Origin of the sequence: Streptomyces albus subsp. albus, assembly GCF_000725885.1 — a bacterium.
In the GTDB taxonomy this organism is placed as follows: Bacteria; Actinomycetota; Actinomycetes; order Streptomycetales; family Streptomycetaceae; genus Streptomyces; species Streptomyces albus.
Genome location: NZ_JODR01000015.1, coordinates 109,031 through 133,967, shown reverse-complemented (window position 1 = coordinate 133,967; position 24,937 = coordinate 109,031). Strand labels below are relative to the sequence as shown.

Here is a 24,937-nt window from a genome sequence, read left to right as displayed (position 1 = left end):
GCCCCGCCGGGGGGCCGGGGCGCGGACGGGGGGAGGGGTCAGCCGAGGGTGTCGGCCACGACGGTGGCCGCCTCGGACACCAGCCGGTCGTCGTAGGAGGCGTCCTCCTCGGTGCGCTTCGACATGACCGACACCACGATCGGGGCCTTGCCGGGCGGGCGGACCACGGCGATGTCGCTGCGGCTGGCGTACCGGCCCGCGCCGCTCTTGTCGCTGACCTTCCAGTCGTCGGGCACCCCGGCCCTGATCAGCTTCGTGCCCGTCGGGCTGTTCAGCATCCAGGAGTCGAGCAGCTTGCGCTCCTGCTTGCCGAGGCCCTTTTCGAGGACGACCGCACGCAGGTCCTTGGTGAAGGCGCGGGGCGTGGTGGTGTCCCGGGTGTCGCCCGGCGTGGCCTCCGTCAGGTCCGGCTCGTACCGGCTGACCTCGGTGACGTGGTCGCCGAGGCCCTCCAGGAAGGCCTCGAGCTTCTTGGGCCCGCCCAGGTCGCGGACCAGCAGGTTGTCGGCGCCGTTGTCGCTCTGCCGCACGGCCGCCTCGCACAGCTCGCGCAGCGTCAGCTTCTTGCCGACGTTCGCCTCGGTGACGGGGGCATGGCCGACCGGGTCGCTCGCCTTGACGGCGATCTTCTTCTTGTCGAGGCCGTCGACCGAGTACTTGTCGAGCACGGCGGCGACCGTGAACGCCTTGTGCGTGGATGCGTAGGCGAAGCGCTCGTCCGCGTGGTAGGCGACCTGACGTCCGGTGCCGGTGTCCACCGCCTGCACGCCGATCCGCGCATCGAACTTCTGCTCGATCTTGGCGAACCGCTCGGCCGTCTGGGCGCGCTTCACGGCGGCGGGCGAGGCGGAGGCGCCGGACGAGGCGGGCTTGGAGGAGGCCCCCGGCGCCTCCTGCCCGCAGGCCGTCAGCGGCACCACGAGCGTCAGCCCGAGCGCGCCCAGTACGGCGCGGCGTGCCGTGGTCGTACGCATGGTCATCGATACCTCCGGTCTCCAGGGGCCGTTCGAACGGGTGCGGCGACACGGGCACGGCGGCGCCGTCCCGGCTGTCCGAGGCCGCGTCCGCACGGCCGTCCACCCAGGCCGGAAGCCTCTTACGCGAGCACTCATGCTGTCCAAGACCGGATCGCGGCGAACGATGCGCTTTCCGCATGGGAGCGGTGGCCAAGCCCGGAACGGCGCCGCATAGAGTGGCCGCCGTGGATCTGGTGGGAGCGTGCCGGGCCTTCGTGCACGTCGGCGAACGCGGAAGCTTCACGAGCGGCGCGGCGACCGCGCGCATGTCGCAGTCGGTCGCCAGCCGCCGGGTCGCCGCGCTCGAAAAACATCTGGGGGAACGGCTCTTCGACCGCGGCTCCCGGCGCGCGCACCTCACCCCGTTCGGCCGCGAACTCCTCCCCGCCGCCCGCCGCCTCCTGCTCGCGGCCGAGGAACTGGAGCACGAGGCGGCCACCGCGCGGAACCGGCCGCTGCGGCTCGCCGTCCCCGACCTGTGCCCCACCCCGGGCCTCGCCCGCCTCGCCGCCGACGCCCGCGGCCACGGGATGATGCTGGAGGTCCTCACCGCGGCCCCCGCCGAGCGCCCCCACCTCGTCCGCTCCCAGCAGGTGCGGGCCGCGCTGGTGGCGGTGCCGCCCGACCAGGCGGACTGGTCCGTACCGCTTGGCCTCGCCCAGGTCGCCCGGCCCCGGTCCCCGCGCCGCTACCTGGAGACGCTGCGCCCCCGGCGCACCGACAGGAAACCCCCGCGCAAGGTGTGGCTCCAGCCCGAGGACGACGTACCGCACATCCGCGACCCCCTGGTGCGACTGCGCGACGCCCTCGGACTGCGCCCCGCACAACTGGCGGTCGCCACCAGCCTCACCCAGGCGGCGGCGGAGGTGCTGGCCTCCGAGGACCTGCTGCTGTGCACACCCGTGCAGGCCCGCGAGTTCTCCCTCCACTGGCGGCCCCTGGGCGAACTCGACCTGGCCCGCACCTTCGGACTGCTGGCCGCCGAGGAGGGCGACGCCGCCCGGCTGCGCACCCGGCTGGGTGCCGCCCTCGCCCACTGCCTGGGCGCCGCCGACGACGAGACCGAGGAGACCGAGGAGGCCGGGGCCCGATGACCGCCGACGCCCTGCTGCGCGAACTGCGCCGGGAGCTGAACGACGCCGGCCTGGAGGGCTCGTTCCTCGTCCGCGACCTGCACACCGGGCAGGAGGTGGGCATCGACCCGGACACCGAGCTGCCCGTGGCCTCGCTGGCCAAACTGCCCCTCGCACTGGCCACCCTCGAACGCATCCGGCGCGGCGAACTGGACGGTGCGCAGGTTTTGATGGTGCAGCCCGGGCGCGTCACCCGGCCCGGCCCCACCGGACTGACCCGGTTCCGGCACCCCGCCCGGGTGGCGGTCGAGGACCTGCTGTATCTGAGCACCTCGCTGAGCGACAACTGCGCCGCCGACGCCCTGTTCGGTCTCACCCCGCCGGCCCGCGTGGACGCCCTGCTGCGCGAGCTGGGCCTGGGCGGCATCGCCGTCCGCCACACGATGAACCAGCTCGCGCAGACGCCCATGGAGCGGCTGCGGACCCAGGACGCGCACCTGGCACAGTCCCTGGCGATCGACGCCGGCACCACCGGGCGCGGCCACCGGCTGCCGCAGCTCGACGTCACGCGCGCCAACACCGGTTCGGCACGGGCCTTCACGGATCTGCTCCAGGCGCTGTGGCGGCCCTCGGCGGTCCACCCGGACGTCGCCGCGCGGCTGCGGGAGCTGATGGCGGACAACGTGCTGCGCCACCGGCTCGCCCCCGACTTCACCTCCGACGCCTCCACCTGGGCGTCGAAGACGGCGACGCTCCTCAACCTCCGGCACGAGGTGGGCGTCGTCGAGCACGCCGACGGCGCGGCCTACGCGGTGGCGGTGCTCACCTCCTCCCACGTCCCGGCAGCCTCGCAGCCCGGCGCCGAGGCGCTGATGGCACAGGTCGCACGGGAGTTGCGGGACCATCTGCGGCACGGGTGACGCAGCGCGCGCGCCGTCCCCCGGGTGAGGGACGGGGCGCACCGCCGGGCCCCTCGCGGTCGTTCGCAGGTGACAGCGATCATCTGTCGACCTGGGAGGCACCATGCGCAGCACATTCACGACCATGCGGGCCGCCGGGGCGCTGGCCGTCCTGAGCGTCCTCGGCGGCGGCCTGGCGGCTCCGGCCCACGCGGCGGTGGCTCCGGGCCACGCGGCGGTGGCTCCGGCCCGTGCCGAGGTGGCTCCGGCCCACGCCGTGGCGGACGAGCGGGTGCCGGCCGACGTCGCCGCGCCCGCCGATCCGGCCCTCCGCGAGAAGGCCGACCGCATCATGAATCTGACCTACCGCCAGTTCGCGAGCACCCCGCACATTCCGCCGTTCAACTGGACGACCGACGGCTGTTCCGTTCCGGGCGGGAGCCTGCCGTACCGCAAGGTGTTCCGACCGGCTTGTGTCCAGCACGATTTCGGTTACCGGAATTACGGTGCCCGGCACGAACTCAAGCTGGACCCGACCCGCGAGACGAAGAACTGGATCGACGGGCGTTTCCGCACCGAGATGCGGCGCATCTGCGACGACACCTACACCGGTGCGCGGAAGAACCGCGAGTGCCGCAACGCCGCGGAGGTCTACTACCTGGGCGTTCAGCTCGGCGGCGACGCCTCCTTCTTCTGATTCCGAAGCGCCGTCCCCCGATTCCGCCGATTCCGTGCCCCCGGCCCGGCGCCGGTTCCGCGTGACCGCTGCCTTTCCCATCACTTCCCGGAAATCCGACAATCGGAAAGTGCGGCAGTGTGTTTGGTGTTCCCGCCGTGCGCCGCCGGATTTCCCCGCGCGGGCGTGGCCGTGATCCGGTGTCACGCACGGCGATTCCGTGCGCCGTTTTCCCCCCTCCGCGCGAGGACAGACTCGCCCCGGTTCCGGTGAGAGGGGAACGCATGGAGACCTACGACGTCGTCGTGGCCGGGCTGGGGGCCGCCGGCAGCAGCGCCGTCCGTCATCTGGCCGCCGCCGGGCTGAGCGTGCTGGGCCTGGAGCGGTCGGGCCGGTCCACACCATGGGGTCCAGCCACGGAGGCACCCGCATCGTGCGGCACGCCTACGCGGAGGGGGACGCCTTCATGCCGCTGCTGGCCCGCGCGCACCATCTGTGGGACGAGCTGGCCGAACCGTACGGGGCGCCCCTGCTGCACCGCACGGGCATGCTCATCTCCGGCGGGCCCGGCGCCCCCGCCGTCGCGGCCACCATCGACTGCGCCCTGCGGTTCGGAATGCCGCACCAGGTGCTGGACGCCGAGGGCATCCGCGCACTGTCCCCGCCGGGTACGGCGGTGCCCGACGACGCCGTCGGCTGCCTCGACGTCCGGGCCGGCTACGTACGGCCGGAGGAGGCGCTCGCGCTCCACCACCGGCTGGCGGAGGAGGACGGGGCACGGCTGCGGTTCCGGGAGCCGCTGCTGTCGTTCACCTGCGTACGCGGCGGGGTCACCGTACGCACCCACCAGGAGACCTACTCCTGCGGGCACTTGGTGCTGTGCGGCGGCGCCTGGAGCCGACGGCTGCTGCCCGGACTGCCGGTGCCCGTCCGCCCGCAGCGGCAGGTGCAGCACTGGTTCGACCTCGCACCGGAGGCCGCCGGCCACTTCGCGCCCGAGCGGTTCCCCGTCCACGTCTGGCAGGACCCCGGCCTCTTCTACGTGATGCCCGCCGTGGACGGCCCGGACGGCGGCCTCAAGTGCTGTGCGGAGGGCGATCCGCCGCCGTGCGACCCCGACACGCTGCCCCGTGAGGCGAGCCCCGCGGAGATCGCCGAGGCGGAGCACCAGTTGCGCCGCCATCTGGCCGGAACCGGCCGCTGGCGGCGGGCGGCGGTGTGCACCTATCCGCAGACGCCGGACAACCACTTCCTGCTGGGCGCGGCGCCCGGCCACGAATCGGTCTGGCTCGCCACCGGCTTGGGCGGGCACGGTTTCAAATTCCTCCCGGTGCTGGGCGAGGTGGTCCTGGGCATGGTCGACGGCACCCCGCGCTTTCCCGACGAGGTCCTGGCCCCCTTCGCACCGGACCGCACCGTCGGCGGAGCCGGCACCGCCGGTGAGGACGGCGGGGCCAGTGGGACTGGTGGGGCCGCTGCGGACGGCGGGCACGGCGCGGACGGCGAGGAGCGGGCCGCCGGTGCGGCGGGCCCCGTGGCGGGGCGGCTGTGACGGAAACCGGGTGGACGGCCGCGGAGCGGCGCGTGTGGCAGCAGCTGGAAGCGGGCCCGGAGCAGGGGAACAGCGGCCTGCCCCGCCCGGCCGAACCGCCGCTCGACGGCGTCCGGATCGCGCTGCCGCCCGGGCCGCCGCCGTCCCCCCTCACCCGGGTGCTGTCCGGGCGGCGGTCCCGCCGGGACATGACCGGCCCGCTGCCGGCCGCCGACCTGGCCGCGGTGCTCGGCGGCCTCTTCCGGGCCGGTGAGCCTGCCGGTTCGACCAGTCCGACCTGCGGCGACACCTGCAGCCTCACCCCCTGCGTGCTGGCCGAGGACGTCACCGGCGTGGCACCGGGGCCCTACACCTGCCGCACGCCCGGCGAACTGCTCGCACACCCCTCCACCGCCGACTGGCGGCGGCGGGTGCACGAGCGGGTCAACCGCTTTCTGCGGCGGCCCGCCACCGCCCCACCGCCCCCGGCGCTCGTGCTGTGGCGAGCCGACTGGCCGCGCATCATGACGCGTTACCCCGGCTGCGGGCTGCCCGCCGTCCTGTGGGACGCGGGCGCCGCCGTGCAGACGGCCTATCTGCTGGCGGAGGAACGCGGGCTGGCGGGCTGCGCCTGCGCGGGCCTGCCGCGGGGCGCGGAGCTGCGCGAGCTGGGCTGGGAGCCGGAGGCCCACGCGTTCGCCGCGGCGTTCGCGCTGGGGCTGCGGTCCCCGTCCGGCTGAGACCGCCGCGGGGCGCGGGACGAGGGCGCGGGGCGCGGGCGCGGAAACGGGACGCGGGCGCCGGACGGGACAGCGCCGGGCGGCACGGGGTGCCCGTCAGGCCCACCACTGGTCGTACGCGAGTTTGCCGACCAGGCCGACGACGGTGACGAGCAGGACCGCGCGGACGAAGCCGCTGCCCCGTTTGAGGGCCATGTGCGCCCCCAGGAAGGCGCCGCCCATGTTGCACAGCGCCAGGACGGGCGCCAGCGCCCACAGCACGGTGCCCTGCCAGGTGAACATGGCCAGGGCACCGATGTTGGTGCAGACGTTGACGACCTTCGTCGTGGCCGAGGCCGTCACCATGTTCATGTTGAGCAGGGCCACCAGGGCGATGACCAGGAAGGTGCCGGTACCGGGACCGAGTACTCCGTCGTAGAAGCCGATGCCCACGCCGGCCACGGCGAACGCCGCCAGGACGCGCCGCCGGGTGACCGTACCGCCGCCGGTGTGGCCGAAGTGCGGGCGGAGCACCACGAAGGCGGCCACACCCAGCAGCAGCACGATGATCAGCGGGCGCAGCACGGAGCTTTCCACTCCGGCGGCGAAGAAGGCGCCGCCGACCGAGGCGAGCGCCGCCACCAGCCCGAGGCGGGCCGCGAGCCGTACGTCGAACGGTGTCTTGCGGGCATACGTCACCGCGGCGGCCGAGGTGCCCACCACCGCGACCGCCTTGTTGGTGCCCAGCGCGTAGGCCGGCGGCAGATGGGGGAAGGCGATCAGCAGGGCGGGGAGTTGCAGCAGGCCGCCGCCACCGACGACGGCGTCGATCCAGCCGGCCAGGGCAGCGGCGACGCACAGGGCCGCCAGGGCGGTGAGCGATATGTCATGCACGGGTGTGAACTGTCCTTGCCGAGAGCGCACCAGGGGCCACTCAGCATCGCAGAAGCCCGTTCCGCCCCTTACCCGCCCTCGTGCACCGCCCGAACGCCGAGCCGCGAGGCGACGGCCTCCACGGCCCGCTCGGCCGACTCCAGCGCCCCCTGGATCGAACTCGTCGCCCGGTGGTCCCCGCACACCACCACACCGCCGGTCACGGCCGGGCGGCGGAAGCGGTGCGGTGCCGTCATCGCGGGCAGCGCCCGGGGGACGGGACAGGTGGCCACATGGTCGAGGTCGCCGGGACCGACCCCGTGGAGCGTGGCGACTCGCCTCCGTACCCGTTCCTCGGCCGGGCCCGAAGCGTCCTGCGGCTGCCCGCCGCGCTCGTGGACGGTGGTGGTGGCCAGCAGCGTCACCCCGGCCGGCGCGTAGGACGGCGCGGCGGCGCTGACCGGCACCGTGTTGGTCACCGGCGACGGTTCGGCGTCCACCGTCAAGGTCGCGCCGCCCGGGGGCGGGCCGCCTTCCAGACGGTGGTAATAGGTCGTCAGGCCGCGCCAGCGCGGGGGCGTGAGGCCGGGCAGCAGACGCGTCGCCGTCTCCGCGTCGGTCGCCACGACGACCGCGCGGGCCGTGACGGTGCCCCGGTCGGTGACGACCCGTTCCGGGGAGACCTCGCGGACCGTGGTGTTCAGCCGCACGGTCCCCTCCGCGAGCAGCCGGGCGAGCTGGGCGGGGAGCTGCCACATCCCCCCGTCCGGTACGGCCGCCTCCCCGCGGACGAACATGCGCAGCATCAGATCGGTGAACCGGCTGGAGGTCACCTGCGCCGGGTCGCAGGTCAGTCCGGAGAAGAAGGGCCGCAGCAGCGTGTCGGTGACGGTGCCGCCCAGCCCGCGCCGCCGCCACGCCACCACCGAGGGCAGATCGCGGCGGCGCAGCAGCACCCGGGCGGGCAGATAGCCGACGGCGGCGGCGTGCGCGGCCAGCGCCAGCTTGCCGAGGGGCGAGCCGATCGGTGCCGCCAGCGCAGCCGGCACCGCCCGCAGGTCCTGGCGGGGGTCGCCCAGCACCACGGTCCGGCCCCGGGTGCGCAGTCTGAGCGCGCGCTCGAAGGGGCGCAGGTCGAGCCGTCCCACATCCAGGTGCCGGGACAGCTGCGGATAGGCGGTGTTGAGCACCTGGAACCCGCGGTCGAGCTGGAACCCGTCCACCGTGTCCGTACGGATCCGGCCGCCGACCTCGTCGGCCGCCTCGACGACCACGACGTCCACCCCGCGGCTCTGCAGCCGCCGGGCCACCGCGAGGCCCGCGAGTCCGGCCCCGACCACGACCACGTCGCCGTGGGCCGGCAGCTCGCTCACGACCGGCCCGGCTTCCTGTGCAGCGCCTCCGGCCGGTGCACCGCCGTGCGGCCCGACTTCTCGCTGACCACCTCGTACTGCGGTGCCTCGGGGGAGGCGTCGACCGTCCGGCCCGCCGCGCGGGTGCGCCGGGTGATCTTCCGGGTCACCGTGCCGACCGCCTCGCTGCCGTGGCTCGACCAGGCCACCCGGTCGCCTTTCCGCAGCTCTCCGTCCTTGCCCATGTCACCCTCCGTCCGGTCCGCACGCCGTCCGCGCCGGCGCGCGCGGTGACCGCGGCCTCTCCGCGCCGATCCGGTACGCCGAGACGCGTGGCGTGCCGGCGCGCGGGTGACCGCTCCGCTCACTCGCCACCTCGGGAGTTACCACGGCAAAGCCGGGAAAACCTGGTCGGAAAGGGCAAGGAGGGGCGGACGTCCTCGTGCCAGGGGAGTCCGGTCCCGGTGACCGCGGCGGTCCGGACGGCCGGGGCCCCGGGCCGCCCGGCTGCGCAAGCGGCACCGGCAGCCCGAGCGCTCCGTGCGGGGCCCGCGCGCGGCGGCGCTCGCCGCGGCCGGTCGCGGCGGTGGCCCCGAAGGCCGGGGGACCGTCGCCGAGGCGGGGCGGCGGGCGTGGAGCATCCACCGGGCGCTGCGCACGGCGCACGGCGGACGCCGTCGGTCCGGCACCCGGACTGGTGCGGAGCCTCGCCTCGGCGGCGCCGACGCCGATCCGGGCCGCGCCCGACCTCGCGGCCCGGCCGGCCGTCGCCCCGGCCGTCGCGCGGGCCCGCTGCTGGCCGGGGCGTCGGCCGGTACCCCGTGCTGCCTCCCGCCCCGCCGAGCGGGGAGGCCGCCGCCGGCTCGTCGGCCGTGGGTGCCGTCCTGGTCCCGACGTCGCTGCGGTGGCTCCACGCCACCTTCCAGCGGGAGCGGTCCCGGGGCACCCCCGCGCCCCGACCCTTCACGCCCCCCGCCTCGGCCCGGGCCGAAAACCGCCGTACGCCGCCCCGGCCGGTGCCGTACCACCTTCGGGCGGCCCCTCCGCGGGGCTTGTTGTCCGTACCGAACACACGGAAGATGCTGACCGCCGACCCAAGTCCGAACGTCGAACACCCATGCAGGTCCGGCGGCACCCCGTACGCGACCGAGCGTGGCTGTGGAGGTGGCTTCGTGCCGTACGCGGTTCTCCGGTCCCCCCGCTCCTCCCGGTTCGTCGGCCGCAGGGACGAACTCGGCGCACTGTGCGCGGCGCTGGCCGCCGCGCCGTCCGTCGCCTTCGTCGAGGGGGAGGCCGGGATCGGCAAGACCCGTCTCATCCACGAGGCCCTCGCCCGCACCGCCACCCCGGGGCGACGCGTCCTGGCGGGCAACTGCCTGCCGCTGCGTGAGCCCTTCCCCTACGGCCCGGTCGTCGATCTCTTCCGCGGCCTCGGCGACGATCTGCCCCGGCGGCTCAACCCCGTCTGCGGCGCCCTCCGTTCCCACGTGCCCGAACTCGCCGCCGCCCTGCCGCCCGCCCCCGAACCCGCCGCCGACCACCGCGCCACCCAGCACCGGCTCTTCCGCGCCGTCCGCGCCCTGCTGGAGGCGCTGGGCGACACCGTCGTCGTGGTCGAGGACCTGCACTGGGCCGACGACGGCACCCGCGACCTGCTCCGGTTCCTGGTGGACGCGCCGCCCCCGCGGCTGGCGCTCGTCCTCAGCCACCGGCGCGAGGACCTGCCCGACGGCGGCCTCCCCCTGGGCCGGGCCCACCGCTGCCCGCCCGGAACCACCGAGATCCGCGTCCCCCTGCACCCGCTGGACGCGGCGGCCGTCAGCGATCTGACAGCCGCCATGACCGGCGGGCGGCCCGTCTCCACCGAACTGGCGGCCGAACTCCACCGCCGCACCGCGGGCATCCCCTTCGTCCTGGAGGAGACCGTACGGGTGCTGACCGAAGGCCCCCGCCGCAGGAAGTGGCTCGACGTCGAGGACGTCGCCACCATGCGCGTCCCCGCCCTGCTGCTGGAGGCCACCGCCGACCGCATGGCACAGCTGTCCCCGGCAGCCGCCGACGCCGTCCGCGCCGCCGCCGTCCTGCGCGTCCCCGCCGAGGAGGAGCTGATCGCCGACGTCATGCAGGACGGCGGACCCCAGCACGCGGCCCCACCCGCCGCAACCGCCCGGCCCGCCGCCCGCCGCGCCGCCGCCGCCGTCCGCGAGGCCCTGCTGTCCGGCATGCTCCACGAGGAGGAGGACGGCCGCTACGGATTCCGCCACACCCTCGCCCAGCAAGCCGTCTACTCGATGCTGCCCGGCCCCGACCGGCACGCCCTCCACCAGCGGGCACTGGCCGCACTCGCCCGCCAGGACCCGCCGCCACTGGTACGGCTCGCCTACCACGCGCGGCTCTCCGGCGACTGGGCCGGCTGGCAGCACCACTGCGAACAAGCCGTCGAGGCCGCGCACGAGATGGGCGACACCGCACTCGTCGTCGAACTGCTGGAAGAGCTGCTGTGCGACGGCAGGCTGCCCGCCCGGGAACGCGGCCGGCTGGCGGCCCGGCTCAGCAGGGAAGCAGCCGTGGGCCTGGCACACCGCCGCGCCACCGCACTGCTGCGCCGCGTCCTGCGGGACGCCGGCCTCCCCGAAGGGCTGCGCGGCGAGATCCGGCTCAACCTCGGACTGCTGCTCAACAACCAGGCGGGCCGCTACCAGGAAGGCCGCGCCGACACCGCCACCGCCGTCACCGAACTGCGCGACAGACCGGCGCTCGCCGCCCGCGGCATGGCTGCGCTGGCCATGCCCAGCTGGGGCGACCAGCCCCTCCAGGTGCACGAGCGGTGGATCGCGCGGGCCGAGGAACTGGTGGCCACCCAGACGGACGGTGCCCTGCGGATCGCCGTACGCGGCAACCACCTCGCCCTGCTGATGTCCACCGGCTCGCCCCATGTGTGGCGGGCGGCCGACGAACTGCTCACCCAGGGGCAGTCGGTGGCCGAACGCCGCGAGGTCGCCCGCGCCTGCGGCAACCTCGCCGACGCCGCCACCTGCCTCGGCCACTACGAGGCGGCACGCCGCTACCGGCTGGAGGGCCGCCGGCTGGCCGCCGAATGCGGGGCGCCCTATCTGGAGACCATCGTGGAGGGCACCGCGCTGCGGCTGGCCTGGCACACCGGCCGGTGGGACGGGCTGGCCGAACGGGCCCGGCAGGCGCTCGGCCTGGTCGGCGGCGTCTCCGGCATCGCCGCCGACGCCCATCTGGTGCTCGGTCTGCTGGCGTCGGCCCGCGGCGAATGGGAGGAGGCCGCCTCCCGGCTGCGGGACGCGGGTCTGGCCGACCCCGCCAACGCGCCGGCCAACATCCTGGCCGCCGCGTCCGCCGCCATGGCCCGGCTGCACATGGCCTGCGGCGATCAGGAGGCCGGCTGCGCCGAGGCACTGCGGGCCACCGAACGCGTCCGCGTCAAGGGCATCTGGACCTGGGCCGCGGATCTGGCGCCGATGACGGTCAGCGCGCTGGTGCGCCGCGGCCGGCACGCCGAAGCGGCCGAGCTGACCGCCGAGTTCGGCGAACGGCTGGCCGGCCGGGACGCCCCGCTGGCCGCAGCCGCCCATCTGGCCTGCCGCGGGGTGGTCGCCACCGGGGAGCGGCGGCACGCGGAGGCAGCCGCCGTCTTCGACGCCGCCCGCGCGGCCTACGCCGCACTGCCCCAGCCGTATTCGGCGGCCCGCACCGGCGAGGCCGCGGCCCGCAACCGGCTGGCGCTGGGGGAGCCCCCCGACGCCACCGGACTGGCCCGGGCGGCCGAGGAGTTCGGGGCGCTGGGTGCCATCCGGGACGCGGCCCGCTGCCGCCGCGCGCTGCGACAGAACGGTACGGCCGTGCCCTCCCGGCGGGGGCGGCGCGGCTACGGTGCCGAACTGTCGCCCCGCGAGGAGGAGGTCGCCCGGCTGGTGGCCCTGGGCCGCACCAACCGGGAGATAGCGGAGGTGCTGTTCCTCTCGCCGCGCACGGTCGAGCAGCACGTGGCGCGGGTGCTGCGCAAGCTGAACGTGACCTCGCGGGACCAGGTCGCCGTCCTGCGCCCGGCCGGCCAGGACCCGACCGCAGCGGGGCACGGTGCGGCCCCCGGCTGACCGTGCCCGGCCCGCAGGCCGGGGCTGGCTCCCCGGCGGGTAGTCCCCGGCGGGTAGTCCCCGGCGGGGACTCCCCGGCGGGGGAGGGCGGTTCGCGGGCCGGGGCGCCGGGGGAGGGAGCGTGAGTCCGGGGCGCCAGGACGGGGCGCCGGTATGCCAGGACGGGTGCCGGGTCGGCGGGCGGCGGGACGGGGATGCCGGCGGACATCCCGACGGGGACGGCGGGCGGCCGTAACGGGGCGTCCGCCGCGGGGCGTCCGTTATCCGAATACGTACCCCTACCTATCGCATTCCGGATTGTTTCGCTCCGGTGCCGGACGGAGGGTGTGGGCACTTGACCGGGCGCGAACCGCCCGGCACCCCCACGATGAGGAGCAGCATCCATGGGTACTCGTACGCGCAGCAGACGCTTCGCCGCCCTCGGCATCGGTGCGCTGACCGCCACGGTACTGGGGCTGGGCGGGGCCGCCACCGCGGGCGCGTCCACCCCCGGCGAGCAGGAAGGCACCATCCGCAACGCCTCCGCCCCCGGCGCGATAGCGGGCCGGTACATCGTGGCCCTCGACGGCGAGGCGTCCGCGTCGTCCGCCGTGCGCTCCCAGGCGCGGGCCACGGCCGAGCGGCTCACCGACACCTACGGCGGCACGGTCGACCAGGTGTACTCCACGGCGTTCCGCGGGTTCTCCTTCCGGGCGACCGAGGCGGAGGCCAAGAAGCTCGCGGCGGCGCCGGGCGTCAAGTACGTGGAGGCCGACGGCAAGGTGCGGGCCACCGGGACCCAGCCCAACCCGCCCTCCTGGGGCATCGACCGGATCGACGGTTCGCTGAACAGCTCCTACACCTACCCCAACGACGGTTCCGGAGCGACCGCGTACATCGTCGACACCGGCGTGGACATGACGCACCCCGACTTCGGCGGGCGGGTGCGCAGCGGCTACGACTTCATCGACAACGACTCCGACGCCAGCGACTGCCAGGGCCACGGCACGCACGTGGCCGGCACGGTCGGCAGCCGCACCTACGGTGTGGCCAAGAACGTCAAGATGGTCGCCGTGCGGGTGCTCAACTGCTCCGGCTCCGGGCAGTGGTCCCAGGTCATCGGCGGTATCGACTGGGTGGCGCGCAACCACAGCGGCCCGTCCGTCGCCAACATGAGCCTGGGCGGCGGCGCCAGCACCTCGGTGGACAACGCCGTCCAGGGCGCCATCAACAGCGGCGTCACCTTCGCCGTGGCCGCCGGCAACGACTCCCGTGACGCGTGCAGCACCAGCCCGGCGCGGGTGCCGGCCGCCATCACGCTCGGCTCCACCGACCGCGGTGACGGCCGCTCGTACTTCTCCAACTACGGTCGCTGCCTCGACCTGTTCGCACCCGGCGGCAGCATCGTCTCGACCCGCAACGGCGGCGGCTCCACGACGATGAGCGGCACCTCGATGGCCACTCCGCACGCCGCCGGCGCCGCGGCGCTCTACCTGTCGGCCCACCCGGGCGCCTCGCCGAGCCAGGTGCGTGACGCCCTCGTCAACGCCGCGCAGAAGGGCGTGGTCGGCAACCCGGGTTCCGGTTCTCCCAACGCCCTGCTGAACGTCACCGGCCTGGGCTGATCCCCGGCCCGACCGCTGCTCTCGCGGTCGTCATGGCCGCGGCCCGCGGCACCGTCGCCGGACGGTGCCGCGGGCCGTGCGGTGTCCGCACCGCTACGGCTCGCGGCATACGGCCGCGCACCGTACGGCGCCGGCACGGCACAACGCCGTGCCGGTGCCGCACCGGGCGGCCCGCGACTCCTCTCTCGTCCCACATGTAGCGCACAACTACCGTATGACGGAAGGCTTGTTCCGCACCGTGGGCTGATCTATGGTCGGGGCCTTCTTCGCGGGAAACGGCCGGAGGTGCGCGGTGGCGGACGAGTCGATACCACAGCAGCAGGCGGGACAGGACGCGCCGCAGAACGTACGGGACGACATCGCACGCCGCCGCTTCCTCGCCGGCGCCGGTGCCACCGGCGCGGCCGGCCTGCTGGGCGCCACCGCGACGACGCCCGCCCACGCCACCGAGGCGGCCGGGACCCACGCCGCGCCGGCGGCGACGGCCCAGCTGCGCGACCGCGCTCCGCGCCCCGACGACGACGGCCCCGGCCCCGACGCCCTCGACGGCGACCGGCTGCTGCTCGTACCCGACCGGGTGCTGCTGCCCTCCGGGCTCGCGAAGGACCACGCCGTCCTCGTCGAGAAGGGCGTCTTCCGCGCCGTCGGCCCCGCCCGCGAACTGACCGCGAAACACCGTCACCCGAAACCCGTACGGCTCGCCGGCCATCTGCTGATGCCGGGCTTCGTGGACGCCCACCACCATCTGACCCAGAGCTTCGGCAAGGCCCAGGCGTTCGGCCAGCCCTCCGAGATCTTCAAGACGGTGTGGGAACCGCTGGAACACGCGCTCGACGAGGAGAGCGCCTACCTTTCGGCGAAACTCGCCGCGCTGGAGTCGCTGCGCGGCGGCTTCACCACCGTCGCCGACGCCGGCACCCGCGCCCCCGTCGACGTCGAGGCCGTGGCCAAGGGCGCGGAGGAGGCCGGTATCCGCTGCGTCCTGGGCAAGGTCGTCTCCGACGGCAAGGGCGGCGAGAAACACCTCGCCCGCTGGGACGGACACCGGCTCATCCACCCCTCCCTGGCCATCCCCGTGCCCGAGGACGCCACCCCCGAGGTCCTCAAGGCGACCGCCCGGATGTGCGAGGAGGCCGGTGCGGTCTTCCAGACGCACGTCAACGAACACCTGGCCGCCGTCGAACGCTCCCTCAAATCCGTCGGCCGCCGCCCCGTCGCCCATCTGCACCACGTGGGCGCCCTGCTCCCGCACACCCTGTGCGCCCACACCACCCTGCTCACCCCGCAGGAGATCGGGCTGCTGGCCGACACCGGCGCCGCCGTCAGCTACAACCCGGTCGCCAGCGCCTGGAAGGGCAACGCGGTGGCCCAGGCCACCATGATGGCCGCCTTGAAGGTCCGGTTCGCCACCGGCACCGACGGCACCCGCGGCGACGGCTTCCGGATGGTGGACGCCGCCGAGACCGCCCAGCGCCTGACCAGCGGCCTGGACACCGGCGACTCCGTCTGCGGCGCCGGACGCCTGTGGCTCGACCACGCCACCGCCCACAGCGCGGACGCGGTCGGGCTGAGGAAGACCACCGGGCGGATCGCCGCCGGCCAGGCCGCCGACTTCCTCCTCGTCGATCTGCGCGTGCCCGAGCTGACACCCTCCTGGGACCTGGAGTGGGAGCTGGTGCGGCTCGCCAACCGGGACCAGATCACCGCAGTCTTCGTGGCCGGCCGTCTGAGGCTGTGGCGCGGCTGGCCCACCGACTGGGACGGCCCCGCACTGGTCCGGCGGGCCCGCGAGGCGGGCCGTGCCGTGGTCCGCCGCGCCGGTATCGAACGGGTCGATCCGACCCCGGGGGACGACAGCTGACGGCGCCCGGCCGCCGCGCCCCGGCCACGGGGGCGGCCCGCCCGCGAGGCAGCCGCCCGCCGTGCACGAGCACCCGCCGTCCGGGGGCGTCGGGCCGTGTACGGCACCGGTACGCCGGCCGGCCGGTGCCATCCTGGGCGGCGTGGACGACCTACCGCCGCTGCTGACGTTCGGTCACGGCACCGCCGGCCGCGCCGGGCTGGCCCGGCTGCTGCACGCGGCCGGGGTGCGGTCCGTGGTGGACGTACGCACCGCACCCGGCAGCCGCCGCAATCCCGACGTGCACCGCGAGGCGCTGAGCCGGTGGCTGCCCGAGGAAGGCATCGGCTACCGCTGGGACGGGCGGCTCGGCGGCTTCCGCCGCGCCGCCGACGACAGCCCCGACACCTTCTGGCACAACGCCTCCTTCCGCGGCTACGCCGGCCACACCCGGGACCCGGACTTCCTCGCCGCCATGGACGACCTGCTGGCCGAGGCCGCGCGCACCCCCACCGCCGTGATGTGCGGCGAGTCGGTGTGGTGGCGCTGCCACCGCCGGCTCGTCGCGGACTTCGCCGTACTCGCCCGCGGCCGTCCCGTCCACCACCTCGGTCACGACGGCCGGCTCACCGCCCACCCGCCGACGCCCGGCGCCCGGCTGCGCGACGACGGCCTGCTGGTCTACGACAGACCCCCGTCCACCTCCCGTCCCGCCGACGGGGCCCACGACGGGGACCACCCCAGCGGCACCGGCACCGGTCCCGGGGATGCGTGATGAGCGCCGGCGGTCCGGAGGGCACGCGGGGGAGCGGCCCCCCGCTGCGGCGGGCGATGCGCGGACGGGACTCGGCGGAGGAGCACCGCGCCTCGACCCCGCTGGAGCTGCTGTTCGACCTGACGTTCGTCGTCGCCGTCTCGCAGGCCGCCGGCCGGCTCCACCACGCCCTCGCGGAAGGGCATCCGGGCACGGGCCTGGCCGGGTACGCGGCTGTCTTCTTCGCGATCTGGTGGGCCTGGATGAACTTCACCTGGTTCGCCTCCGCCTACGACACCGACGACGTGCTCTACCGCACGCTGACACTGGTGCAGATGGCGGGCGTCCTGGTGCTGGCCTCGGGCGTCCCCGCGGCCTTCCGGGACGGTGACTTCACCGTGGTGGTCGCCGGCTACGTCCTGATGCGGCTCGCGCTGATCACCCAGTGGCTGCGGGCCGCCGCCGAGCACCGTGAACGCCGCGGCACGGCCCTGCGCTACGCCGCGGGCATCGCCGTCGTCCAGGGCGGCTGGATCGCCCGCGAGTGGGCCGCCGGCACCTGGCTGCCGGTCACCTTCGTGCTGCTGGTGGCGGCCGAACTGGCCGTACCCGCCTGGGCCGAGGCCGGGGGACGCGCCACCGGCTGGCATCCGCAGCACATCGCCGAGCGGTACGGCCTGTTCACCATCATCGTGCTCGGCGAGGTCATCCTCGCCTCGCTGACCGCCGTGCAGGCGGCCGTCACCGCGCACGGTCTGACCGCGTCGGTGCTGCTCATCGCCGTCGGCGGGCTGCTGCTCGTCTTCTCCCTGTGGTGGATCTACTTCACCGGCGACGACGTCACACTGACCACCCTGCGCACTGCCCTCACCTGGGGATACGGCCACTACGTGGGGTTCGCCGCGGTGGCCGCGCTGGGCGCGGGGCTGGAGGCGGCACTCGCCGCCGAGCACCACGCCCCTCTGTCGCCCCGCGCCGCCGGACTGGCCGTCGCCGTGCCCGCCGCCGGGGTGCTGCTCCTCTTCGGTTTCCTGCACCGGCTGGCCCGCACCGGAGCCGTCCGCCACCCCCTGCCGGTGGTGGTCGGCGCCGCGATCGTGCCGGCCCTGGGGTGCGCCCCGCCGCTCATCGGCCTCGGCCCGGCGGTGCTGGCCATGGGGCTGACCGTCGCCGCCGTCCTGGCGGCCGATGTCGCGGCCCTCCACCGCGCGGCGGTCCGCACGGCGTGACGTACCCGTCGCCACGCCGCTCGCCCCGCCTGCACCGGGGCCCCGCGCCCTCCATGGCGCGGGGCCCCGGCCCGGGTGGCGGTTCAGGCACCCGGTGCGGTCCGCGGCACCGTGCTCCTCGTGCTCGCCCTCACGGCCCTCATACGACCGCTGTTCAGGCGTAGGTGTGCCGGTGGCGTCCGGCCGGCACCCGCTCGGGAACGGCCAGATGCGGTACTTCGGCGGGCCGGTTCCCGTCGAGGGCGGAGCCGCGGTGCGAGGCGGCGGGCGCCGGGCCTTCGGGGACGGTGTCCCACCACCAGGAGACAGCCGGTATGTCGAGGGGTTCGGTGCTGTCGTCGGTGGGGGTGTCGCGGAAGGCGGTGGGCAGGTCGGCCGGGTCCTCGGGGGTGGTGTAGCGGCGGGAGGAGATGCCCCAGTCCTGCGCGGCCCGGATGAAGGCGGCGAGGCTGTCCAGGTACTGGCGCAGCTGGGGGCTGCCGGTTGCGGAGAGGCGGGCCTGGAGCCGCAGGAACAGGCACATGACACGGTCGCGTTGGGCGACGGCGGTCTCCATCGCCTGTGCGGGGTCCATCCCGTGGTGGTGCTCCAGCACCCGCACGACGTTGAGGTACCACTGCTGTGCCCGGGACTCCTTGTGGTAGGAGAAGAGGTCGTTGTCCCAGGTGATGATGAAGTAGGCCATCTCGGCGGCGGCCCGCACGGCGGTGTCGTCCCGCTCGTGGGGCTGGAGTTCGTAGCCGCGGCCCATCTCCAGCAGCGGCATGACGACGGAGGTGGCGCCGTCGTACAGCCGCATCAGGGTGTAGTCGTTGAGGTCGGGGACGGTGCCCTTGCTGCGGTGCGACGCCTCCCACACCACGGACAGGAAGTACTCGCGCAGCGCATCGACCCAGCGGGCCAGTTGCGCGGGTGTGCCGTGCAGTTCCATACGGCGGCGCAGATCCCGCAGTCCGGCGGCCAGCGGGTCGTCGGTGAGCATGGGGACTTGCGGGTTCTGGGCTATGCGCAGCAGCCGGGAGAGCTCGGGGACCAGTTCCTTGGGGTCGGTGCCGAGTTCGCCCTCCTCACAGTGGCCGTCGTCGACGCCGAAGAGCCACAGGACGAAGTCCGCGAGGAGCGCGATGACTTCCTCGTCTCCGTCCGGGAGGATACGGGCGGCGAAGGTGCCGATCTCGTGGCCGATCAGCTTCTCGCGCAGCGCGTTCGAACCGATACCGAACTCCTGCGCCCAGGCCGCGGTACGCCGGTCGAAGTGTTCGTGCCGGGGATGTATCGCGGGGGGAATCGGAGAATAGACGGGCGGGACCAAGACCCCGTGCTCCACTGTCGATCACCTCAGTCGTCCTGCGGCCACGTCGCTTGCGCGGCCGTTCACCTGAGAAGGCCGGGCGGCGACGTGCCGGTGTTCCGGTCGCGACGCCGTGTCTCCATGCCGCGACCCGCCCGGTGGGGCGGGTCGGTGAGCGGCAGGGACCGGGTGACGCGATGTGACCTTCTCCTGGTCATATGTATCCACTGCATCAGGAGGCTATTCGCGTCACAAGGGTCCCGGTGACAACGGCTTGGCATATTCCTCACGGAGGGGGCTGCGATCCCGCGCGATACCGGGATCGATCCCCCACGACGGCCTCGGGGGGTCAAGTCGCCGAAAGCCACGAGGAAACGCGGCAACTCCGACAACCGCCCCCTCGGCGCACCTTACGGGCGGCCCGCAGCCGGGCGCTTCACCGCCGTCCGCCCCAAGCCGCGCACCGAGCCCGCCGACGGACCCGGCACCGGCCCCACGGCACCGTCCGCGCCCCGGCGGCTGAGTGGACGGACACAGCCCGGCCAACCGGCGGCAGCGGCTGCTCGACCGGTCGGCCGAGCAGCCCCGCACGCCGTCCGCCTGCCGCCCGGCCTGCGCGGCGGAGCGAACGCGGCGGACAGCGCCACCGGCCGACGGGACGTCAGCGCCGTGGGCCGGCGCGGTTTCCCGCGCCGACGCCGCCGGCCGCCGGCCCGGCAATCGGTGGCGCAGCCCGTCCGGACCGGTGTCCGCCATGGCCCGGCCCAGGTGCCGGTCCGGCCATCGTGCGGCCCGGCACGGAACGCCGGGCACGAACGGCCGCCGCGCAGCGGCACCGGCGCCACCGGACCGCGTCCGGTGGCGCCGGTGACCTGACGGGTACCCCCGCCCCCGCCGGCAGCGCTCACGGCTCCCGTGAAGCGCGGGCGGGGGCGCCAGGACTCGGGGTCACTTCGCCCCCGTGGTCGTGGCGAGGGAATACAGGTACCGCATCAGGGCGAGCAGCACGTCCTTGCTGGACTCGCGGCTCCGGGCGTCGCACATCAGCAGCGGCACTTCGGCGGTCAGATCCAGCGCCTCGCGCAACTCCTCGTCGGAGTACGACGGCGCCTCGTCGAACGCGTTGACGGCCACCACGAAGGGGGTCTGCGACTCCTCCAGCCTGCCCAGGACGTCGAAGCTGGCCTCCAGCCGCCGGGTGTCCACGAGCACCACCGCACCCAGCGCGCCCTCGAACAGCCCGTTCCACAGGAACCAGAAACGCTGCTGCCCGGGGGTGCCGAAGACGTAGAGGACCAGTTCGTCGTCGATGCTGATGCGGCCGAAGTCCATGGCCACGGTCGTCATCCGCTTGCGCTCGACGCCGGCCAGATCGTCGACGCCGGCACTGGCCTGCGTCATCGTCTCCTCGGTCGTCAGCGGGCGGATCTCGCTCACCGAATGGACCAGTGTCGTCTTGCCGACGCCGAAGCCGCCCACAATGACGATCTTGACCGCGGAGGTTGCCGACGACGGCAGAGCGTCCTCGCTCCGAGGCCCCACCACCGTGTCAGAGGTTCTGGAGGCCATGGATCACCGCCTTAATGATGTCGATGTCGGGAAGTGCCGGGGCGGGTGCCCTGGCTTCCACGTGTTCTTCGGCCAAGAGATCCGCGAGCAGCACGGTCACGATGCTCACCGGGAGTTTCAGGTGCGCCGAGATCTCCACGACGGACAGTGGGGCCTCGCACAGCCGCAGGATCGACTCGTGCTCCGGCTGCATGCCGATCTGCGGCGCACTGCGGGTCACGATCAACGTGACCAGATCGAGACCGGCATCCTCGGAGCCGCTGCGTCCCCCCGTCAGGACGTACAACCGCTCCGGACTGCCCTCGTCCCATTCCTCGTCCGGCGTCATCGCGCCAGCCGGTCGCCACGCGGCGGGCTGGTGAGGTGGGCGCCGATACGGGTGACGAGGTCCCGCATCTGCTGCCCCACCAGGCCCATGTCTACGCCCTCGTCGACCAGCACCACCAGGTGGGCGCCCTCTCCCGCCGCCATCAGGTGCAGGAAACCGCCGTCCACCTCGATGACGACCATCCGCATCCGGCCGTCACTGTGCGGGAACTCCTCGGCAGCCGCCGAGGCCAGGCTCTGGAGCCCGGCTCCGATCGCCGCCAGCCGGTCCGAGGTGTCGTTCTCCACGGGACACTGCGCCATGCACAGACCGTCCGACGACAGAAGGACGACGTGGCGAGTCTGCGGGATGCTCTCCGCCAAGTCCTTAAGCATCCAGTCCATGTCGGGCTGCCGAACCATCGCTTACTCACCTTCATTCGACGACTTGTCGCTGTGTCCCTGGGCGGCAGCTGATGCCGAGCGCTTGCCGGACAGACCTTCCTGGAAGGCGCCCATCCACATACCCGGCGCCGGCTTCTCCGCCGTCGTGCTTGCGGCGTCTTCCTCGTCCGCATCCGCCTGACGGGCCGATGCGGTACTCAGCGGGCGGGCACCGGACCGGCCGCGGCGACTGCGGCGCTGCGGCAGCCCGCTGGCCGTCCGCTCGGTGACCTGCGGGATCTCCTCGTCCATCGGCTCTGGCTCCTTGAGCGCGGCGGTCGACGGCGTGTGCTTCCTGGCCGACGGCGCGGACGAGGCGGACCGGTCCGAGGGGCGCTGCCCGGAGGCGGCACCGATGCCGTGGGCGCGCCCGGTCGCGGGCGCTGTCGTGACCAGATCGTGCGGGACGACGAGGACGGCGCGCACGCCCCCGTACGCGGACGGCGCCAGCGACACCTGGAAGTCGTACTCCTGCGCCAGACGTCCCACCACGGTAAGGCCGAGGCGCGGGGCCTCGCCGAGGTCGTTCAGGTCGATGCCCTCACGGGCGGTCTCCAGCATCTGCTCGGCGCGCGCCCGCGCCTCCTCGCTGAGCCCGAAACCGCCGTCCTCGATCTCGATGGCGATGCCCGCGTGCACCTCACCCGCCGTCAAGTGCACCTTGGCCTGCGGCGGCGAGTAGGAGGTGGCGTTGTCCAGCAGCTCGGCCAGCGCGTGGATCAGCGGCTCGACGGCGCGGCCCACGATGGCCACCTCCGCCACCGAATGCAGCGACACCCGCTGGTAGTCGGCGATCCGGGACATCGCGCCGCGCAGCACGCTGTATATCGGAACGGGCTGGCTCCACTGCCGTCCGGGCCGGGCGCCGCCCAGCACCGCGATGGTGTCTGCGAGCCGGCTGATGAGGGCGTTGCTGTGGTCCAGGCGCAGCAGGTCGGCGAAGAACTCGCCGCTCTTGCCGTGCCGCTCCTCCATCTCCCGCAGGTCGGTGGCCTGCCGGTGGACGATGGCCTGGACACGGCGGGCGATGTTGACGACACCGCGCTGCGCGGAGTCACGCAGGGCCTCCTCGGCCCGCACCGCCTCCACCACGGACCGCAGCAGCTCGTGGTGGGCCGCGGCGAACTCGGCGGACAGCCCCGATTCAGGGCCGGCCGACGCCAGGGAACGCACCACGTTCTCGGCGAACTCGCCCCTGCGCAGCCGCTCCACGGCCTCCGGCAGCCGCTCCTTGGCCAACTGCACCGTGGCGGCCTCCTGCTGGCGCAGATGCCGCTGGAGCATGTCCTGCTGCTCCGCGTACTGGATCCGCAACGCCGCCAGCGCCCGGCTCCGCCGGGTCACCTCGCTCGCCATGAGCGCCACCGCGACGGTTGCGACGACCCCGCACCAGATGACCGCACCCCGTGCGCCCCCGGGTACCTGGACGGCCGCGACGACCGTGGCGGCGGCCATGACAAGGGTGGGCAGCCACCACGTCCACAGCGGGGCCGACCGTTGACCTCCGGGTGACGATCCCGTGCGCATCATCAGCGTCCTCAAATCGGTTCGACAGACTGAGTAAAGAGGCGATGTGGGGAGCAACGAGTACACCTCCGGCCCTCCGTACGAGCTCGTCCCGGGGTACCGGGACCCGCAGCAGGACAAGACGCGACCGGGGAACTCAGTGAGACTCCGTCATGCCGAGGCTGACGCAGCATAACCAGAAACGATCAACAGCTAACAAGGCAGCCCGCGTTCCGGGGGCTCCGGGAGGGCGCCCGTCGCGTTGGCCGTACGCTGAAACCTCCACGTTCTCGCAGCTCGCGGCGTGCCCGGCCCGTTCCGTGCCCGTCGTGGGAGGACGCCCGCGCGCCGGACGGGCCGCACGCGCGTTCGGTCCGGATGCCGGCGCCCTGCGCGGCGCCCGCCCGCAACCGGTACCGTACGTTCCGGGGCGTGCTCGACGCTTGCGAACTTCCGCCTCTTCGAGAGGACTTCCGAGACCCTTGGTGCTCCGTTGGCCGAAGCGTGCCCGGCAGTTGCCGCACGGGACCGGGCGCGCCCGCTCCGGCGTCGTGCCCGGACCCCGGCGGGACGGGAGCGCTTCCCTGACCGTGCCGGCTCCCGGCCCCGAGGGTGCGGTCCATTCCGACCCGCTGCCTGCGGAACGCTGCTGTGCAGCCTCCCGCTCCCGCCCGTACCGGCGCGTCCCGACCCCGAGGGCCGGCCGGCCCCGGCCGCCGGGACCGGGGCCGGGGCCGGGGCCTGCATGGTGTGGGCCGTCACAACAGGTCGGCGAGGCGGTCCACTTGGTGCGGATCGCGGCCGTGGCAGTAGAGCATGACCTCGTCGGCGCCCAGGTCGGCGAAACCGGTGATCGCCTCGCGGATCCGGGCGGGCTCGGTCAGCAGGCCCGCCACCATTCGCTCGGGCGTGCCGGTGAAGGCGTAGTAGGCGTGCATGGCGGCCCGTGCCTCGTCGATCACGTGCTGCGGGCCGAGCGCGACGTTGACCTGGGCGACGAGGCGGGGCGTGCCCCGGCGGCCGTGGTCCCGCCAGAAGGCGCGGACGGTCTCGAACAGGCCGCCGGCCCAGGGGAGCGGTGCCGCGGCGAGGAAACCGTCGCCCCAGCGTGCGACACGTTCGAGGGCGGCGGGCCGGAAGCCGCCGAAGAGCACTTCGGGTCCGCCGGGCCGGCTGGGCGCGGGGCCGACCGGGCCGACACCGTCGCCGTACGGTTCGCCCGACCACAGTCGGCGCAGCACCGCCATCTGTCCGTCGAGGCGCCGGCCCCGCGTGCGCGTGTCGATGCCCGCCGCCCGGTGGTCGTCGTCGCGACCGCCGATCCCGATGCCGAGGACCAGCCGGCCGCCGGTCATCCGGTCCAGCGTTGCGGCCTGTTTGGCCAGGAGGGCGGTGTCGCGCAGCGGGGCGAGCAGTACCTCGGTCTGGACGTTGACGCGTGAGGTCGCGCCCGCGAGCACGGAGAGGGCGACGAGGGGCTCCGGGTTGTCGTAGACGAGCCGGTCGAGCAGGCCGAGCGTGCCGAAGGGGCCGTCGTCCGCACGCCGGGCCCAGGTGAGCAGGGCAGCCGGGTCGGAGACGGGCAGGCCGACACCGACGTTCATGAGCAGGACCTCCGAAATGAAGGGTCGACAAAACGACTGCCGCCCCTTCGCACCTCGAAGAGGTGGGACGCTCCCGCTCTGCGGCGTGATTCCAGGAGAACGTCTTCGTGAAGTGGCCTCACCCTAGAGGCGGCCGGTGCCGGGTGACAAACCGTTTCTGCCCCAGGGTGCTGCGCCAGTCACCGTGGCGCGGCCCGCGCAGCCGCACAGGCCGGTCCGTGCCGGGTGCCGGGGGCGCGGAGACCGATGCTCGCCGGGGCGGCCCGCCGGGGGCAGCGGCCGGGGGATGGCGGGCACTCCTGCGTGCGCCGTCGAGAAGCGCACGTTCAGGGCGAGACCCGGCCGTGAGGGAACCGGCGCACGCCGGGGCAGGTGCGCCGGGCGGACGAGCCCTGTGCTCCGGGTGCCCGACGCGGAACCCGCCCGGGCTGCCGTGTCCCCGGACGTCACGGTCCACCACGGTCACGGTTCGCCAGCTGTCACGGCCCACCGGGCGGGCCGCCACCTGCCGTGCCGCCACCTGCCGT

20 protein-coding genes are annotated in these 24,937 nt (G+C 74.4%); 10 read left to right on the top strand and 10 right to left on the bottom strand.

Translation table 11 applies throughout. The annotated features are described in order from the left end of the window. Positions 1-38 precede the first annotated feature (38 nt). Positions 39-974 (bottom strand): class A beta-lactamase, encoded by a 936-nt coding sequence (gene bla, locus IO40_RS0118075; protein WP_031175743.1) that lies wholly within the window; start codon positions 972-974, stop codon positions 39-41. A 227-nt stretch (positions 975-1,201) separates the two neighbouring features. Here bla and IO40_RS0118070 point away from each other — a divergent pair, with 227 nt between their 5' ends. The 5 genes from IO40_RS0118070 (at position 1,202) to IO40_RS0118050 (ending at position 5,935) form a co-directional block, all read left to right on the top strand. Next, complete coding sequence (locus tag IO40_RS0118070; RefSeq protein WP_033229083.1) at positions 1,202-2,110, top strand: LysR family transcriptional regulator; 909 nt, start codon at positions 1,202-1,204, stop codon at positions 2,108-2,110. After that, entirely contained in the window at positions 2,107-3,009 is a 903-nt protein-coding gene (locus IO40_RS0118065; protein ID WP_016467927.1) for a serine hydrolase, read from the top strand. Before IO40_RS0118070 ends, IO40_RS0118065 begins: the two co-directional genes overlap by 4 nt. Before the next feature lie 103 nt (positions 3,010-3,112). Beyond that, complete coding sequence (locus tag IO40_RS0118060) at positions 3,113-3,685, top strand: phospholipase A2 (RefSeq protein ID WP_031175742.1); 573 nt, start codon at positions 3,113-3,115, stop codon at positions 3,683-3,685. Positions 3,686-3,884: 199 nt separating this feature from the next. Beyond that, positions 3,885-5,216 (top strand): N-methyl-L-tryptophan oxidase, encoded by a 1,332-nt coding sequence (gene solA, locus IO40_RS33745; RefSeq protein WP_262070663.1) that lies wholly within the window; start codon positions 3,885-3,887, stop codon positions 5,214-5,216. Between the two features lie 32 nt (positions 5,217-5,248). Next, a complete protein-coding gene (locus IO40_RS0118050; protein WP_031175741.1) occupies positions 5,249-5,935 on the top strand; it encodes a nitroreductase family protein in 687 nt (228 codons plus the stop codon). 96 nt (positions 5,936-6,031) lie between these two features. Here IO40_RS0118050 and IO40_RS0118045 read toward each other — a convergent pair whose 3' ends face one another. The 3 genes from IO40_RS0118045 to IO40_RS0118035 all read right to left on the bottom strand — a co-directional run bounded on the left by IO40_RS0118045 (position 6,032) and on the right by IO40_RS0118035 (position 8,384). Beyond that, entirely contained in the window at positions 6,032-6,808 is a 777-nt protein-coding gene (locus IO40_RS0118045) for a TSUP family transporter (RefSeq protein ID WP_016467923.1), read from the bottom strand. A gap of 68 nt (positions 6,809-6,876) precedes the next feature. Beyond that, on the bottom strand, positions 6,877-8,160 hold the full coding sequence (locus IO40_RS0118040) for an FAD-dependent oxidoreductase (protein WP_016467922.1): 1,284 nt from the start codon (positions 8,158-8,160) through the stop codon (positions 6,877-6,879). Beyond that, positions 8,157-8,384, bottom strand: coding sequence for a hypervirulence associated TUDOR domain-containing protein (locus tag IO40_RS0118035; RefSeq protein WP_016467921.1), 228 nt, complete (start codon positions 8,382-8,384; stop codon positions 8,157-8,159). The genes IO40_RS0118040 and IO40_RS0118035 overlap by 4 nt, the downstream gene beginning before the upstream one ends. Positions 8,385-9,311: 927 nt before the next feature. On the opposite strand from IO40_RS0118035, the gene IO40_RS0118030 reads away from it, so the two are divergent. The 5 genes from IO40_RS0118030 (at position 9,312) to IO40_RS0118010 (ending at position 17,690) form a co-directional block, all read left to right on the top strand. After that, positions 9,312-12,263, top strand: a complete 2,952-nt coding sequence (locus IO40_RS0118030; RefSeq protein ID WP_031175740.1) for an ATP-binding protein — start codon at positions 9,312-9,314, stop codon at positions 12,261-12,263. Positions 12,264-12,646: 383 nt separating this feature from the next. Then, positions 12,647-13,867, top strand: coding sequence for a S8 family peptidase (locus tag IO40_RS0118025; RefSeq protein ID WP_031175739.1), 1,221 nt, complete (start codon positions 12,647-12,649; stop codon positions 13,865-13,867). Positions 13,868-14,159: 292 nt separating this feature from the next. Beyond that, positions 14,160-15,728: an amidohydrolase family protein gene (locus IO40_RS0118020; protein WP_031175738.1), complete on the top strand. Its 1,569-nt coding sequence runs from the start codon at positions 14,160-14,162 to the stop codon at positions 15,726-15,728. A gap of 142 nt (positions 15,729-15,870) precedes the next feature. After that, positions 15,871-16,482, top strand: coding sequence for a DUF488 domain-containing protein (locus IO40_RS33740; RefSeq protein WP_234029743.1), 612 nt, complete (start codon positions 15,871-15,873; stop codon positions 16,480-16,482). Then, positions 16,482-17,690: a low temperature requirement protein A gene (locus tag IO40_RS0118010; RefSeq protein ID WP_016467916.1), complete on the top strand. Its 1,209-nt coding sequence runs from the start codon at positions 16,482-16,484 to the stop codon at positions 17,688-17,690. Before IO40_RS33740 ends, IO40_RS0118010 begins: the two co-directional genes overlap by 1 nt. Before the next feature lie 154 nt (positions 17,691-17,844). Here the strand turns inward: IO40_RS0118010 and IO40_RS0118005 are convergent, their stop codons facing one another. The 6 genes from IO40_RS0118005 to IO40_RS0117980 form a co-directional block, all read right to left on the bottom strand. Continuing rightward, positions 17,845-19,017, bottom strand: coding sequence for a selina-4(15),7(11)-diene synthase (locus IO40_RS0118005; RefSeq protein WP_031175737.1), 1,173 nt, complete (start codon positions 19,015-19,017; stop codon positions 17,845-17,847). Positions 19,018-19,929: 912 nt separating this feature from the next. Continuing rightward, positions 19,930-20,550 carry a GTP-binding protein gene (locus IO40_RS0118000; RefSeq protein WP_016467913.1) on the bottom strand — a complete coding sequence of 207 codons (621 nt, stop codon included), beginning with the start codon at positions 20,548-20,550 and terminating at the stop codon, positions 19,930-19,932. Next, complete coding sequence (locus IO40_RS0117995; protein ID WP_016467912.1) at positions 20,531-20,878, bottom strand: DUF742 domain-containing protein; 348 nt, start codon at positions 20,876-20,878, stop codon at positions 20,531-20,533. The genes IO40_RS0118000 and IO40_RS0117995 overlap by 20 nt, the downstream gene beginning before the upstream one ends. Continuing rightward, positions 20,875-21,279 carry a roadblock/LC7 domain-containing protein gene (locus tag IO40_RS0117990; protein ID WP_016467911.1) on the bottom strand — a complete coding sequence of 135 codons (405 nt, stop codon included), beginning with the start codon at positions 21,277-21,279 and terminating at the stop codon, positions 20,875-20,877. The genes IO40_RS0117995 and IO40_RS0117990 overlap by 4 nt, the downstream gene beginning before the upstream one ends. 3 nt (positions 21,280-21,282) lie before the next feature. Next, a complete protein-coding gene (locus IO40_RS0117985) occupies positions 21,283-22,830 on the bottom strand; it encodes a sensor histidine kinase (RefSeq protein WP_016467910.1) in 1,548 nt (515 codons plus the stop codon). Positions 22,831-23,564: 734 nt separating this feature from the next. Beyond that, the gene (locus IO40_RS0117980) at positions 23,565-24,410 is read right to left on the bottom strand and encodes an LLM class flavin-dependent oxidoreductase (protein ID WP_031175736.1); all 846 of its coding nucleotides are present in this window, start codon (positions 24,408-24,410) and stop codon (positions 23,565-23,567) included. Between the last annotated feature and the right edge of the window lie 527 nt (positions 24,411-24,937).

Coding starts and splice junctions, on each gene's coding strand:
- IO40_RS0118000 (WP_016467913.1), bottom strand. CDS start 20,550: ATGGCCTCCAGAACCTCTGACACGGTGGTGGGGCCTCGGAGCGAGGAC.
- IO40_RS0117990 (WP_016467911.1), bottom strand. CDS start 21,279: ATGGTTCGGCAGCCCGACATGGACTGGATGCTTAAGGACTTGGCGGAG.
- IO40_RS0117995 (WP_016467912.1), bottom strand. CDS start 20,878: ATGACGCCGGACGAGGAATGGGACGAGGGCAGTCCGGAGCGGTTGTAC.
- IO40_RS0118025 (WP_031175739.1), top strand. CDS start 12,647: ATGGGTACTCGTACGCGCAGCAGACGCTTCGCCGCCCTCGGCATCGGT.
- IO40_RS0117985 (WP_016467910.1), bottom strand. CDS start 22,830: ATGATGCGCACGGGATCGTCACCCGGAGGTCAACGGTCGGCCCCGCTG.
- IO40_RS0118010 (WP_016467916.1), top strand. CDS start 16,482: ATGAGCGCCGGCGGTCCGGAGGGCACGCGGGGGAGCGGCCCCCCGCTG.
- bla (WP_031175743.1), bottom strand. CDS start 974: ATGCGTACGACCACGGCACGCCGCGCCGTACTGGGCGCGCTCGGGCTG.
- IO40_RS0117980 (WP_031175736.1), bottom strand. CDS start 24,410: ATGAACGTCGGTGTCGGCCTGCCCGTCTCCGACCCGGCTGCCCTGCTC.
- IO40_RS0118060 (WP_031175742.1), top strand. CDS start 3,113: ATGCGCAGCACATTCACGACCATGCGGGCCGCCGGGGCGCTGGCCGTC.
- IO40_RS0118035 (WP_016467921.1), bottom strand. CDS start 8,384: ATGGGCAAGGACGGAGAGCTGCGGAAAGGCGACCGGGTGGCCTGGTCG.
- IO40_RS0118065 (WP_016467927.1), top strand. CDS start 2,107: ATGACCGCCGACGCCCTGCTGCGCGAACTGCGCCGGGAGCTGAACGAC.